The organism is Arthrobacter sp. NPDC055138 (assembly GCF_053607305.1).
On the sequence record NZ_JBSGTH010000009.1, the window covers coordinates 67694 to 82476 of the forward strand.

Below are 14783 nucleotides of genomic sequence, written 5' to 3' on the forward strand. Positions count from 1 at the left end.
CACTCGCTGGCGCTCGCTTGGTCGACCACCGGGGCGTCGCGGGGCACTCACCTGGTCGACCACCGCGGGGCGGCTTCTCCACCCTGGGTATGAGCGGTGCGGCCGCGAATACCAGCCCGACGGCTGATCCGCTCGGGGGTGCCGGTTCCATAGCGTAGGGGTATGACCACAAGAACTGAGCATTCACTCGCCGGCGCAGGCCCGGACGGCGCCGCCTCGGCCGCGGGCACGCGCGGCTTGAACAAGACCTACGGCACCGGGGATACCCGCGTGCACGCCCTCAAGGATGTGGACGCCAGCTTTGACGCCGGCAAGTTCACCGCGATTATGGGTCCGTCCGGATCCGGCAAATCCACGCTGATGCACTGCCTGGCCGGGCTGGACACCGCCGATTCGGGCAACATCTGGATCGGCGGCACGGAGATCACCGGGCTCAACGACTCGCAGCTGACCAAGCTGCGGCGGGAGCGCGTCGGGTTCGTGTTCCAGGCCTTCAACCTGGTGCCCACGCTGACCGCGGCGCAGAACATCACGCTGCCCATCTCGCTGGCCAACGGCACGGTGGACAAGGAGTGGTTCGGCTACGTCACCAAGACGCTTGGTCTGACAGACCGGCTGGCGCACCGTCCGCATGAGCTGTCCGGCGGACAGCAGCAACGCGTGGCTGTGGCCCGGGCGCTGCTGACCCGCCCGGACGTGGTGTTCGGCGACGAGCCCACCGGCAACCTCGACTCGAAGGTGGGCGCCGAGGTGCTCTCGCTGCTGCGCCGGTCCTGCCAGGAGATGGGCCAGTCCATCATCATGGTCACTCACGATCCGGTGGCCGCCTCCTACGCGGACCGGGTGGTACTGATGAACGACGGCGCCCTGGTCGGCGAGCTGGACCGTCCGGACACCGACACGATCCTGGCCGCGCTGGCCAAGCTGGGGGCGTAGGCCATGTTGCAGGTAGCACTCGCACAGCTGCGGCAACACGCACGGCGGTTCATCGCCGTCGGACTTGCCGTGGTGATGGCGGTCGGTTTCCTGACCGCCACGCTGATGGTCAATGCTTCCACCGAGGCATCGCTGGGCAACAGCATCGGGGCTAACTTCCGCAACGCGGACCTAGTGGTTTCGGAGGGCCCGGACAAGCCGCTGGATGCCTCCGCGCTCGGTGCGGTGACCGGCGCGGCCGGGGTGGGCGAGGTGTTTGCGCATCAGCAGGCGTCCATCGCTTTCGGCACCGCCGCCGGGGCCAGTTACGGCGCGTTGCAGAACACCGCGCCGGCCGGGCTGGAAAACCTGGAACTGCTGGACGGCGCGCTGCCGGGCGACGGCGAGGTGGCGGTGGACGCCGAAACCGCGGAAAAACAGGAACTCTCCGTGGGCGACAAACTGGAACTGGCTCCGGCAGCCGGCATGGTCGCCGCCGAGGACGTGGCTGCCGCCGGGACCGCACTGACGGTCTCCGGCATCGTCAAGCTGTCCAAGGACCCGTTCATGATGGGCCAGCCGCAGCTCTTCGCCACTGACGCCCTGCAGCAGCAGGTGGCGGGCGCGGACAATTCGTGGCTGCGCAATATCCAGGTTGATGTGGCCGCTGGCGCGGACACCGCCGCCGTCAAGGAATCGGTATCCGCTGCGCTGGCCGACGCCGGGTTCCCGGAAGCTTCGGTGAACACCGCCGCCGAGCAGACCAAGGCAGTGGTGGCCAGCCTGACCGGCGGCGCCGACCAGCTGACCATTGTCCTGCTGGCGTTCGCGCTGGTGGCGCTGCTGGTCTCCGCCCTGGTGGTGGCCAACACCTTCTCGGTGCTGATTGCCCAGCGGACCCGCGAGCTGGCGCTGCTGCGCTGCATCGGTGCCGACCGCGGGCAGATCCGCAAGTCGGTGCTGGCCGAGGCCGTGCTGGTGGGCATCACTGCCTCGGTGGTGGGCGTGCTCGGCGCCGTGGGCCTGATGGCCGGCATCATCGCCGTGCTCCGGCGGCAGCCCGACACAGAGTTCGCCACGCTGGCCGTTCCGCCGTCCGCCGTCATCGTCGGTCTGGTGGTCGGCATCCTGATGACGGTGCTGGCCGCGCTGGCCCCGGCCCGCGCCGCCACGCGCGTGGCCCCGCTGGCCGCGCTGCGCCCGGCGGACGAGGCACGTGCCGGCAACAGCAAGGGCAAGGTCCGGCTAGCGGTGGGCCTCGCGCTCGCAGTGGGAGGCGCCGTCGTGCTCACGCTGGGCGCGGTCTCCGCGGACCTGCTGATCGCCCTGCCCGGCGGCATGCTGTCCTTCATCGGGCTGCTGATGTGTGCCACGCTGTTCGTCCCGCCGCTGGTCACCGCCGTCGGCACCCTGGCGAAGCCGGCCGGCGTGCCGGGCAAACTGGCTGCGGTCAACGCCGTGCGCAACCCCGGCCGAACGTCCGCGACCGCCACGGCGCTGCTGATCGGGGTGACCCTGGTGGCGATGATGATGACCGGCGCGCAGACCGCTCGGACCGCCTTCGACGGCCAGTTGGGCGCGGAGTACCCGGTGGACCTCTCCATCGGCGACCTCACGTCGGCGGGCCGGGCGCTGGATGCCTCGGCGGCGGCCACCGCTTTGAATTACGACGGCGTGGCGGCTGCCGGTCTGATCACGAACGGCGGTTACGCCGAGGTGCACGGGGCGCGCACCGGGGTGTACCAGCTGGCGCCGGAGCAACTGGACCTGCTGCAGGACAAAACGCTGGTGCTGGACGAGAACACCGTGCTGATGCCGCAGGACTCCGAGCTGAAGACGTTGACCGTCACCGGCAGCAAAGGCTCCAAGGAGCTGACCGTGGTGGAGGCCGACAGCCGGACGCTGCCGCCGCTGATCTCCTCCGCCGTGGCCGCGGAGATCGGCGTGCCGGAACTGCCGGCTGCCGACAGCGGGGACTATTACTCGTCCTTGCCGCAGCTGTGGGTCTCGGTGGACCGCGATCTTGATTCCTGGGCACTGCTCGACCTGCGCAGCCAACTGGCCGCCGGACTGGACGTGAACGAATACCAGATTTCCGGCGCCGCGATGGAACGGGCCGCCTTCAACCAGGTGATCGATGTGCTGCTGCTGGTCGTGACCGGGCTGCTGGCCGTGGCCGTGCTGATCGCGCTGGTCGGTGTGGCGAACACGCTCTCGCTCTCCGTACTGGAGCGCACCCAGGAGTCCTCGCTGCTCCGGGCGCTGGGACTCACCAAGTCGCAGCTCCGCGGCATGCTGGCGCTGGAGGCGGTGCTGATCGCCGGCGTCGCCGCGCTGATCGGCGCGGTGCTGGGAGCTGTGTATGGCTGGCTCGGCGCGCAGTCGGCGCTGGGTGCGTTCGCCACCGTGGTGCCGGATGTCCCGTGGCTGCAACTGCTGGCCGTGCTGGCCGTCGCCGTGGTGGCCGGGCTGCTGGCCTCCGTGATGCCGGCCCGCCGCGCCGCCCGGCTCTCCCCTGTGGAAGGCCTGGCCACGGTGTAGCCGGGACTGGAGGCAACCGGGACTGGAGGCAGCCAAGCCGAGACATCGCTGTCGTCGCCCTCCTTCAAAAGCGGGCCATGCCCGCCGTCCCCGCCGTCGCCCCATCGAAGAGTCAGCAGGCGTCCTTCTCATGCTCGAGAAGGGCGCCTGCTGAATAGTGCTTGGCGGCCGGTGCTTGGCGGCCGGTCATGGCTGGATGCGGTTCCGCCATCGCCCGAGGGCAACACGCCGGCCGGCGCGGTCCGGGCTCACCGTGCCCATTCGGTCTGCATCTGGGCGACGGGATGGATATTGACCATCTTCACGCCGTCGGCGGTGGTGGCGGTGAACTCATGCCAGGTATGGGCGGGGATGACAATCACGGTCTCGCCCGTTGCATGGCCGGACTCGCCGTCGATAGTGAAGTCGATCTCGCCGTCGAGCAGGACAAAGATCTCTTCATACGGGTGGCGGTGGCGTTCGGCGCCGCGGGAGTTGACGAAGAAGGACGCATGCGCGCCGTGTTCCGATCCGTGGAAGACGGCGGCGCCCGCGTCGGGCCGCAGACTGGCGAGCGAAAGCGTCTGGTAAGTCATCGGCATATCCTTCCGCACGGGAGTAGCCGACACTCTACCGATTGGGCGGCCGCGGGCCTAGGGAACACCAATGAGGGCCCGCTCCTCCCCGCGCGGCTTCGCTCCGCAGACATCGTTTGTGACGAGTGCTACGTTGGCCCCATAGACCAGCGACTAGCACCGCGTGGACGGAGGTCGATCGTGAGTGAATCCACCGCAACCGAACAGCAGCCGGAGCTGAAGAGGGCCATCGGCACCAAACTTCTGCTGCTCTTCATCGTGGGCGACATCCTGGGAACCGGCGTCTATGCCCTGACCGGGCAAGTGGCTGGCGAAGTGGGCGGCGCGGCCTGGGCTCCGCTGCTGCTGGCGTTCATCGTTGCCACCATCACCGCGTTCTCCTATCTGGAGTTGGTGACGAAATACCCGCAGGCGGCGGGCGCCGCACTGTACACGCACAAGGCTTTCGGGATCCACTTCCTCACCTTTTTGGTGACCTTCGCCGTGCTCAGTTCCGGCATCACATCCGCCTCCACCGCCGCCAAGTTCCTGGGCGAGAACTTCATCGCCGGGTTCAACCTGGACTGGGACCAGACCGGGGTGACCTGGGTGGCCATTGTCTTCATGGCGGTGCTGGCTGCGATTAACCTCCGCGGCGTCAGCGAATCGGTGAAGTTCAACGTGGTGCTGACGCTGGTGGAGTTCACCGGCTTGCTGATCGTGATCTTCATCGGGTTCTGGGCGATGAGCCAGGGCAATGTGGACTTCAGCCGGGTGATGGTCTTCGAAACCTCGAACGACAAAAGTGTTTTCCTGGCGATCACAGCCGCCACCTCGCTGGCCTTCTTCTCCTTTGTAGGCTTCGAGGATTCGGTCAACATGGCGGAAGAAACCAAGGATCCGTCCCGGATCTTCCCCAAAGTCATGCTTACCGGCCTCGGCATCACGGTGATTGTGTACCTGCTGGTGTCGATCACCGCCGTGGCCATTGTGCCGATCGGGCAGTTGTCAGAGAGTCCCACGCCGCTGCTGGAAGTCGTGCAGGTCGGGGCGCCGGACCTGCCGGTGGACGTCATCTACCCGTTCCTGTCCATGTTCGCGGTGGCCAACACCGCGCTGATCAACATGCTGATGGCCAGCCGCCTGCTCTACGGGATGGCCCGCCAGGACGTGCTGCCGCATTTCCTGGGCAAGGTGCACTCGAACCGCCGCTCCCCGTGGGCCTCGATCATTTTCACCACGCTCATCGCCTTTGTCCTGATTTTCGTGGTCACCAACGTGATGGGCGCCGAGACCGTGACCGCGCTGGGCGGCACCACCGCGCTGCTGCTGCTGGGTGTCTTCACGATTGTGAACCTGGCCGTGCTGGTGCTGCGCCGGAACCCGGTGGACCGCCAGCACTTCCGGACCCCCACGGTGCTGCCCTATCTGGGCATGTTCACCTGCCTCTTCCTGGTGGGGCCGTGGGCGCAGGATCCCATTGAGTACCAGATTGCCGGGCTGATGATCGGCCTCGGCTTGGTGCTGTGGGTGATCACCTGGCTGTGGAACCGGGGTGCCTACGGCAAGAGGACCAAGTTCCGCCACCCGGAGGAACTGGGCGAATGAGTGAGCGTATTTGTGGGTAAGGACAGTCTTGACCACGACGGCGGAATCCGTCCGCTTGAGATGACGGGCAGCAGAAAGGAAGGCCATGGCCGCTGACAAACTGTCGACAGGCACGCTGAACCAGAAAGACATCGCGTCGTATCTGGACTACCACCTGCTGGGCTCGGCGGCCGGCGTGCAGTTGTTCGACGCCGTCCGCCAGACCTGGGCGGGGACACCACAGGAAGCCGAGTTTCGGAAGCTGCGGGAGGAATTGTCCGCAGAGCGCAAGGAACTGAAGGCGCTGCACCGCAGCTTTGGCCACGGGCGCAACAAGCTCAAGCGGCTCGGCGCGATGGCCGGTGCCGTCATCAGCAGGTTGAACCCGCTTAATCCGACGCGTGCTTCTGGCGGCGTAGGCACCCAACTGGAGCTGGAGTCGCTGTTGTCCGCACTGCGCGGCAAGCAGTGCATGTGGCAGATCCTGGCCGAGCTGGCGCCCCGGGATCCACGGCTGGACGCCCTCCGCTTCCAGGAACTGGAGGCGCAGGCGGTGGCCCAGCAGAAGCGCGTGGAGCGGATGATGAACAGCACCGCGGCCCAGCGCTTCCTCGCGGCGCCAGACCGGGACTAGTCGGCGGCCGGCTCCTCGTACTTCGGGAAGATGGGCGTGGGAGCCGGCAACGAGGTTCCCGGCACCAAAGCCGTGCCGATGGCAGCGAAGTCGCGGGCGCCGTCGTCGCGCTGTCCCAGCACATCCAGCAGCTTGGTCGCGGACGCCGGCATCACCGGCTGGACCAGGATGGAGACAATGCGCAGCACCTCCAGCGTCACGTAGAGCACCGTGTTCATCCGCTCCACGTCCGTTTTCCGCAGCACCCAGGGAGCCTGTTCCGCGAAGTACGCGTTGGTGTCGCCGAGCACGGTCCAGATGGCTTCGAGCGAACCGTGGAAGTCCTGTACCTCGTAGGCCGCACGCGACTTCTCCAGCAGGCGCTCGGCGCGGGCCAGCAACTCGTGGTCCTCCGGCGCCAACGTTCCCGGCTGCGGGACCTTGCCCTCGCAGTTCTTGGCCACCATGGACAGCGATCGCTGGGCCAGGTTGCCCAGGTTGTTGGCCAAGTCCGCGTTCATTCGGCCCACCACGGCGTCATGGCTGTAGGAACCGTCGGCGCCGAAGGGGACCTCGCGCAGCAGGAAGAAGCGCACCTGGTCCAGGCCGTATTGGTCAACCCAGTCGGCCGGCGCCACCACGTTGCCCAGGGACTTGGACATCTTGACGCCGTTGTTGTTCAGGAAACCGTGGATCATCACGCGCTTGGGCAGTTCCAGCCCGGCGGACATCAGGAAGGCCGGCCAGTACACGGCGTGGAAACGGGAGATGTCCTTGCCGATCACGTGGACATCGGCCGGCCAGTACTTTTTGAAGGACTCGGCCTCCGTGTCCGGGTAGCCGACGCCGGTGAGGTAGTTGGTCAGCGCGTCCACCCAGACGTACATGACGTGCTTGTCATTGCCCGGAACCGGGACGCCCCAGTCGAACGTGGTGCGGGAGATGGACAGGTCCTCCAGTCCGCTCTTGACGAAGCTGATGACTTCGTTGAAGCGGCTGCGGGGAGCGCCGAAGCTGGGCTGCTCTTCGTAGAGCTTGAGCAGCTTGTCCTGGTACTGGGAGAGCCGGAAGAAGTAGCTCTCCTCCTCGGTCCAGGTCAGCTCCGTGTCCGTCTGGATGGAATAGCGCTTGCCATCCTCGCGGAGTTCGGTCTCGTCCTCGGCGTAGTAGGCCTCGTCGCGAACCGAGTACCAGCCCTCGTACTTGCCCAGGTAAATGTCCCCGGCCTCTTCCATCTTCTTCCAGACGGCTTGGGAGGCCTCGTAGTGGTCCGCGTCGGTGGTGCGGATGAACCGGTCGTAGGAGATCTCCAGGACCTCATGGGCGGACTTGTAGGCCGCCGTGTTCCGGTCCACCAGTTCCTTGGGCGTGATGCCCTCCTTGGCCGCCGTCTGCGCAATCTTCATGCCGTGCTCGTCGGTGCCGGTCAGGAACATCACATCGTAGCCGTCCAACCTCTTGAAACGGGCCATCGCATCCGTGGCAATGTACTCGTAGGCATGGCCGATGTGCGGCACGCCGTTCGGGTACGTGATGGCCGTGGTGATGTAGTACGGGGTCTTGGGCTCAGAGGAGGTCACCCTATGAAATTACCCCTTGCGTTCGGCGGTTGTCGAAATGCGCAACATCGTTTGATGCAAGGAGGGTGTCCGTGGCGCAGGAGTAGCGTCGGGCGGTACAGCTGGCGGCCGGATTTGGGACCCCGCGTCGCCATATCGGGAGAGCAGGCACAGCCGTGCCGCGTGTGCCTCGCCGGACCCCGCGAGGCACACCGCCGTCGTGTTTTATCCACAGAAGGAGCGCTGGCATCGACGGCGGCCGGAACGTGGGCCATGTTGGTGCCATGGATGAACTCATCGGCAGTTCCGGGCAGAAGTGCCGCATTGATCGGGTAGTCAGCTACCAGGAATTGCGGAAGCACGGGCTCGAGGAACGACAGATCGCAGCCGCCGTGCGCGGAAGGATCCTCCGCCGGCTACGGCGAAGCGTCTACATCTCCGAGGAATACTGGCAGACGCACGAACCGTGGGACCAGCACGTGCTGCTGATCAAAGCCCACCATGCTGCCTCCAACCGCGACCTTGTCTACAGCCACGCATCGGCGGCACGGTTGTGGGGTCTGCATGTCTGGAACGCGCCAGAAGACATCCACGTGATTCAGCGGGGCCGCCGCGGTGAGAAGCCCGGTTCCTCGGACGTGGTCCGGCACACCCATTCGCTCCCGGAACAAGACGTGGAGATCCTGGCCGGCGGTATCCGCCTGACTTCCCGCGAGCGGACGGTACTGGATTGTGCCCGCACGCTTCCGTTCGAGCTCGCCGTTGTCATCGCCGATTCCGCGCTCCAGCGTGGTGCGAGCCTAGAGAAGATGCACGAGATGGCCGACGGCGCCCCCAGATCACGTTTCATCACGCGTGTCCGGCAAGTTCTCGCCGCAGTGGACGGCCGGTCCGAGTCGGCGGGTGAGACGAGGTTGCGGCTGAAATTGCGGGCATGGAACTTCCCCCAACCGGTTCTCCAAGATGAGATCAGAACGGCCGAGGGCACGTACCGCGCCGACTTCACCTGGCCGGGACTAAAGCTCATCGTCGAGTTCGACGGCGACAGTAAGTACCGCGAAGTTCAGCCCACGGACCAAGTGATCCTGAACGAGCGCAAGCGGGAGACCCGCCTGATGGAAGAAGGCTGGACGATTGTCCGGGTCCGGTGGAGCCACTTGGACGACGAGGCCGGGCTCAAGCGCCGACTAGTCAGGAAGTACAACGAGGCGTACCGCAAGGCAGCGGGCCGGGCAGCGTGACCAATACGCAGCCGGCAAGTGGCGGCGTTGTGGTGTGGACCCGGACCTGAGGCGTATTGGGATTAGCCGCACTCCAACGGGCGCCTCAGCGTCCCGCATCGAGATCCTCAGTTAGCGCCGAGATGCGTAGTTGTAACCGGTGACCTGGACGCCAGCCTGCGAACTGGTGTCGAGGTCAGGGGGCGTGCGCGGTGATCTGGACGCCAGCTCCTGACCTGGTGTCGAGGTCAGGGGCTGGCTACAGCGAACTGGGCCCGGCGTGGGCCAGAGCTGGGGCCCGGCGTCGGGCCTTAGTTCATCTTGGTGCTGCTGTCTGCGGCCTTGATGAGTTCCTGGTCGTGGGAAGCCACGAGCACGGCGATGCCGTCCTGGGTGGTGTCCTTCAGGATGTGGATGATCTTGTTGGCCTGTTCGCGGTCCAGGTTGGCGGTGGGCTCATCCACTACCAGGACCTTGGTGCCCAGGATCAGGGCGCGGGCGATGGCAACGCGCTGGCGTTCGCCGCCGGAGAGCTGGCCGGGGCGGTGCCGCATGCGGCGGCCCAGTCCGACCAGGTCCAACAGGTCCTTGGCCATCTCGGTGCGCTCTTCGACCTGGCCGTCGGGTACGGCCGGCAGCAGCACGTTCTCCAGCGCGCTCATGCCGTCGATCAGGGCGCCGCCCTGGTCAACGTAGCCGATCAGCGCGCGGCGGCGGTCGGAGATCTCGTCGTCGTCCATGCTGGTGAGGGCATCGCCCTGCCAGAACACCTCGCCGGCTGTGGGCTGCTGCAGACCGGCCGCCACGGTAAGGATGCTGGTCTTGCCGGAGCCGCTGCGGCCGGCCAGGCAGTGCATGGTGCCGGCTTCGAGGCCAAGGTCGAAGTCCTCGGCGATCACCAGAGGTTCGGCGCCGCCGTCGTACCGGATGGTGATGCCCCGCAGCTCCACCGGCATGGCGTGGTCCTCGGTGCGCTCCTTGATGGCAGCACGGGTCGTCAGGCGTTCTTCAATCATTTGCGGGTCCTTGTCATCAAAACAAACCAGAGGAGCACGGCCACAATGCCAGCGGCAGCGGCCCACACCGCGGTATGCGGTGCAATAAACAGGGCAGTTACGACGGCGCCGATGACCGCCAGCGGCAGCGCGATGGCTGCGGTGATGCCGGCCTCGCCGCGGCGGGCCTGCAACAGCAGCGTGGGCGTCCAGCCCATTGCGCCGAGAATGGCGAACTGTTCGCGCTTCCGTTGGGCCTCAAACCGGGTGGTCATCAGCGCCAACAGCAGCGCCGTCACGACGCCGAGCAGTGCCAGCGCGATGTTAAGTCCACTCAGCTGCGACGCGGCCAGCGACCCGAGCGCGGTACTGCCGGCTGCCCGCGGGATGTCAGCCAGCACGGCGACCAGCGCTCCGGCCGCGGCGCCGAGGACGGCCACGGCCAAGGCAATGGCCACGGTGTTGAACCGGTTGGTGCTCAGTTGCCGGGCGGCGAACTGCAGCGGCGTCTTCACGGACGGCACGCCGGCGGCACCGGACGGTTCGGTGTCCGTCTTCGGGTGCGGCTTGAGCATGGCGGCCGAGATGAACGCGGCGGCAACATAAACCACCAGCGCGATGAGCGACACCCACAAGGTCACGGCGCTGCGGCTGATGGCGCTGGCAATGATCGCCACGGCCAGCACGGCCACGCCGCCGACCAGCAGTTCGTTCAGGAACCAGGACCGGATGCGGCGCCGGTTCCAGCCCATGGCCCGCAGCGTGACGGCTTCGGTCCGGCGGGAGCGGGTGAAGGCCACCGAGCTGGCGGCGGTCAGCAGTGCCGCGCCACCGACGGTGAGGGCCAACAGCGCCGCACTGGATGCGCTCAGGGCACCATGGACCTCGCCGGCTGCGCCCTGGCGGACCCAGGACTGCTGCACGGTGCCGAGGTCGCTGACTGTGCCGGAGGCGTCCTTGTGGTAGTCCGGAACGTAGATGGAAACGTCTTCGCGGGCCGAGCCGGCGACCACCTGGGTCTGCAGGCCGAGGTCCTCGATGGCGGCGGCGACGGCGTTGATCTGGTCCTCGGCGTCGGCCCAGGAACCGCCGGCGTTCACGCGGACCCGGACGGCGTCGATCACGGCCTCGTCGGCGCTGGTGCCGCGCACTGCTGCGAGCCCGTCGAAGTCGGTGATGGCACCGGCGGACTGCACGGCGAGGCCGGCGCCGCTGAGGCCCGGCTTCATCACCGTTTCGTCGATCTTTTTGCCCTCGGCATCGTGGGTGATGGTCACCGGCGTCGGGTCATAACCGCCCAGCGGCAGGTAGTTCACATCGCCGGCGGCTTCGCGGACAGCGGCGGCGTCAAAGGTGCCGTAAACGAAGGGCAGCGGAGTGGCGGATTCGGTGCCGGAATCCACGGTGCTGCGGTAGGACTGCTCTTCCACCGGTCCGCGCTGGCTCTGGTCCGGTTCCAGCTGCCACTGGAGGGTCTTCTCCGGCAGCTTGTTGACCTGGATCCAGCCTTGGGGCGTGGCGGTCTGTTCGGCGCTGCCGTTGCTGGTGGCGTCGCCGAGTGCGTAATCCGGGTTGGACATGAAGTCGGTGGTCCACACCGGCGGCTGGTGCAGGCCGGCGACCATCTGGACACCGCCGGAGCCCAGCAGGTAGTTGTAGTCCTCGCCGCCGGGCCAGCGCAGCTGGAACGGCTTGCTGGACGCGAAGGGCAGGTAGCCCTCCCCCAGTTCCTTGCTGACGGTGCCGATTTCCTTGACCGTGTTGCCGGAGTCGTCCAGCTCTTCGATCTTCACCGAGTAGGTCAGGTCCAGGTCGGTGCCCGACCGGACCACCATGGGGATGACCTGCGACTCGTCGTCCAGCGTTCCGGCTTCCACCGCGTTCTGGTACTGCACGAAGAACGGGCTCCAGAACTGGAACGGGTGCCCGTCGATGGCGGCGCCTTCGCCGCCCTCCGAGAACATGCCCATGCCGAACTGCGAGGAGAAATACTGGCCCAGTTCCTGGGCATTGCGGTCCGTGGCGTCCGGCGCCTGCTTGAGCGGGGCCAGGAAGCCGCCGGCGTCGCCGAGCAGCGCGGATTCGGCGGCCGGATCCACGGCCACCACGGTCTCGGTGATCTGCGGCAGCATCGGCAGCGCAATGGTCGTGTCGAAGTCGCCGTGCATGCTGCCGCCGGCCGGATCCGGGAACTTGATTCCGGTCTCGTCCTTGGGAGCCACGGTGCGCAGGCTGGTGCCGCCGGGAACGTCCAGTTCCTCCACCTTCGCCTGGCCCAGTGAGCCTTCGGCGGCGGTTTCGAACAAGACCGTGTCACTCAGTCCGTCGGAGCTGACGGCTTTGGCGGTGATCCGGTAGTTGGTCGCTTCCGGGTTCAACACGGAATCGGGCTCCGGCCACTCGCCTTCCGGCACCGCGTCCTGGATCCCCTGCGACTTCAGGTACTGCTCGATGTTGGCGTTATAGCCGACGTAGTCCGTGGCCTTCAGCTGCGGGAACTCGATGTCCTGGACAACCTTGGATACCAGCGAAATCGGTGCGGCGACGGATACGCCGTCGATCCCGCGGACCTGGTCGAGGTCCGCCGCGGCGATGCCGCCGTTGCCGGAGAGGAAGTCGGGCTGGCGCAGTTCGTCCCCCGCCGTACCGCCGGGAAGGACCAAGATGTCGTACACGCCGCGGGTGTTATCGTCGACCACCCGGGTCAGCGAGGCCTGCGCCCTGCCCTGCACGAAAATCGAGAGAACCATCGCCGCAATGAGGACGGCAACCGTGAGCACGAGAGAGCGGCTGCGCATGAAGCGTGACGCAGCGTTGAACCGGATTTCCAAAAAATCACTCCATACGGCGGCAAAGAGGCCAAAGGTCGAATTGACCCGGCGTTAAGGTTCTCATGAGGTGAGCGCAGTCGAGGAATCGACATGCGGATATGGCCAAAGCCCGCCCGTTCCTTGCACCTGCAGCGTGGACCGGGCGGGCTTTACTGAGCGGGAAACGTTAGTCCTGCAGGTCCACTTCGCGAGCCACGACGGCGCCAATTTCAACGGTGAGCTGGTCCAGCAGGTCCTGCGGCAGGGCGCTGTCCACGGTCAGCACGGCCAATGCCTGCTTGCTGTCCTCATTGCGGGCAACCTGCATGCCGGCGATGTTGACGTCCTGCTCGCCCAGCAGCCGGCCGAGCGTGCCGATGACGCCGGGACGGTCCTCGTAGAGGAACACGATGACGTGCTCGCTGATCGGCATTTCCACCTCGTAGCCGTTGATGGCCACGATCTTTTGGATCTGCTTGGGTCCGGTCAGCGTTCCGGAGACGGAGATCTGCGAGCCGTCCGACAGGGCGCCGCGGATGGTGAGCACGTTGCGGTACTCTTCGGACTCGATGGTGGTGATCAGGCGGGTGTTGATGCCGCGCTGTTCGGCCAGCACCGGGGCATTAACATACGAGACCGACTCCGAGACGACATCCTTGAACACGCCCTTGAGCGCGGCCAGTTCCAGCGCCTTTACGTCCAGCTCGGCAATTTCTCCGGCGACCTCGACGTCGATCTGGGTCACCGAATCGTGGGTCAGCGCGGTGAAGATGCGGCCGAGCTTTTCGATCAGCGGGATGCCCGGGCGGACGTCCGGGGCGATCACTCCGCCGGCCACGTTCACGGCGTCGGGCACCAGCTCGCCGGCCAGCGCCAGGCGCACCGACTTGGCTACGGAGATGCCGGCTTTTTCCTGGGCTTCAGCGGTGGAGGCGCCCAGGTGCGGGGTGACCACCACGTTGTCCAGTTCGAAGAACGGCAGGTCGGTGCTGGGCTCCTTGACGAAGACGTCGATGGCGGCGCCGGCGATCTTGCCACCCTTCAGCGCGTCGTACAGGTCAGATTCGTCAATCAGGCCGCCGCGGGCCACGTTGACCACGTACGCGGTGTCCTTCATCTTCTCGAAGGCGTCGGCGCCGATCATGCCCAGGGTCTCTGGGGTCTTCGGCATGTGGATGGTGATAAAGTCCGACTGCTCCAGCAGCTCGTCCAGGCTCACCAGCTGCACGCCCAGCTGGGCGGCGCGGGCGCTGGTCACGTACGGGTCATAGGCCAGGATCTGCGTCTCGAAAGCCTGCATGCGGGCGGCGATCAGGGCACCAATGCGGCCCAGACCGATGATGCCGATCTTCTTCTCGTAGAGCTCGGTGCCGGTGTACTTGGAGCGCTTCCACTCCCCGCCCTTCAGCGAGGCGTTGGCGGCCGGGATGTTCCGGGCCAGGCCCAGGATGTGGCCGACGGTCAGTTCCGCGGCGGAGATGATGTTGGAAGTCGGTGCGTTCACGACCATGACACCGGCCTGGGTGGCGGCCTTGATGTCCACGTTGTCCAGGCCCACGCCGGCGCGGGCGATGATCTTCAGGTTCTTGGCCGCGGCGATGGCCTCGGCGTCCACCTTGGTGGCGGAGCGGACCAGGATGGCGTCGACGTCGGCAATCGCGGCCAGCAGCTGGGACCTGTCGGCTCCGTCGGTCTGGCGGATCTCGAAGTCAGGCCCGAGGGCTTCGATGGTAGCTGGGGAGAGTTCCTCGGCAAGGAGAACTACTGGTTTTTCCACAGGGGTTGTTCCTTCGCTGCATGCATGGTGATGGCCGTGCGTATAGATGGGGTGGGTCCAGTCTAGAACGGCTACCGCCCGGTCCCCCAGTTGTTACCGGTGCCGGGGGGGGGGGGGGGGGCACCCGGGGGGCACAGGGAGAGGAAAAAAGAAAAAGAAAAGGGCACCACAAAAGAATGGGCGAGGGCCAGCAAAAGAGGGGGTGGGAGCCC

Annotated in this window: 10 protein-coding genes; 5 read left to right on the forward strand and 5 right to left on the reverse strand. The window is 66.4% G+C overall.

The genetic code is table 11. From position 1 onward, the window contains the following. The first annotated feature begins 162 nt into the window (after positions 1-162). Both ACWF5H_RS18155 and ACWF5H_RS18160 read left to right on the forward strand, forming a co-directional pair. A complete protein-coding gene (locus ACWF5H_RS18155; RefSeq protein ID WP_452038596.1) occupies positions 163-936 on the forward strand; it encodes an ABC transporter ATP-binding protein in 774 nt (257 codons plus the stop codon). Between the two features lie 3 nt (positions 937-939). Beyond that, a complete protein-coding gene (locus ACWF5H_RS18160; protein ID WP_452038597.1) occupies positions 940-3456 on the forward strand; it encodes an FtsX-like permease family protein in 2517 nt (838 codons plus the stop codon). A gap of 248 nt (positions 3457-3704) precedes the next feature. Here ACWF5H_RS18160 and ACWF5H_RS18165 read toward each other — a convergent pair whose 3' ends face one another. Continuing rightward, positions 3705-4031, reverse strand: a complete 327-nt coding sequence (locus ACWF5H_RS18165) for a cupin domain-containing protein (RefSeq protein ID WP_364650352.1) — start codon at positions 4029-4031, stop codon at positions 3705-3707. Positions 4032-4211: 180 nt separating this feature from the next. Between ACWF5H_RS18165 and ACWF5H_RS18170 the strand changes: the two genes are divergently transcribed. After that, positions 4212-5618 (forward strand): APC family permease, encoded by a 1407-nt coding sequence (locus ACWF5H_RS18170; protein ID WP_452038599.1) that lies wholly within the window; start codon positions 4212-4214, stop codon positions 5616-5618. A gap of 85 nt (positions 5619-5703) precedes the next feature. After that, a complete protein-coding gene (locus ACWF5H_RS18175; RefSeq protein WP_452038601.1) occupies positions 5704-6231 on the forward strand; it encodes a hypothetical protein in 528 nt (175 codons plus the stop codon). Here ACWF5H_RS18175 and metG read toward each other — a convergent pair. Next, a complete protein-coding gene (gene metG / locus ACWF5H_RS18180) occupies positions 6228-7790 on the reverse strand; it encodes a methionine--tRNA ligase (protein ID WP_452038602.1) in 1563 nt (520 codons plus the stop codon). The genes ACWF5H_RS18175 and metG overlap by 4 nt on opposite strands. Positions 7791-8053: 263 nt before the next feature. On the opposite strand from metG, the gene ACWF5H_RS18185 reads away from it, so the two are divergent. Further along, entirely contained in the window at positions 8054-9010 is a 957-nt protein-coding gene (locus ACWF5H_RS18185) for a hypothetical protein (RefSeq protein ID WP_452038604.1), read from the forward strand. A gap of 290 nt (positions 9011-9300) precedes the next feature. On the opposite strand, the gene ACWF5H_RS18190 is transcribed toward ACWF5H_RS18185, so the two are convergent. The 3 genes from ACWF5H_RS18190 to serA form a co-directional block, all read right to left on the reverse strand. After that, on the reverse strand, positions 9301-10005 hold the full coding sequence (locus ACWF5H_RS18190; RefSeq protein ID WP_452038605.1) for an ABC transporter ATP-binding protein: 705 nt from the start codon (positions 10003-10005) through the stop codon (positions 9301-9303). Next, positions 10002-12815, reverse strand: coding sequence for an FtsX-like permease family protein (locus ACWF5H_RS18195; protein WP_452038607.1), 2814 nt, complete (start codon positions 12813-12815; stop codon positions 10002-10004). The genes ACWF5H_RS18190 and ACWF5H_RS18195 overlap by 4 nt, the downstream gene beginning before the upstream one ends. 166 nt (positions 12816-12981) lie before the next feature. Beyond that, positions 12982-14571: a phosphoglycerate dehydrogenase gene (serA, locus tag ACWF5H_RS18200; protein WP_364650332.1), complete on the reverse strand. Its 1590-nt coding sequence runs from the start codon at positions 14569-14571 to the stop codon at positions 12982-12984. Positions 14572-14783 lie beyond the last annotated feature (212 nt).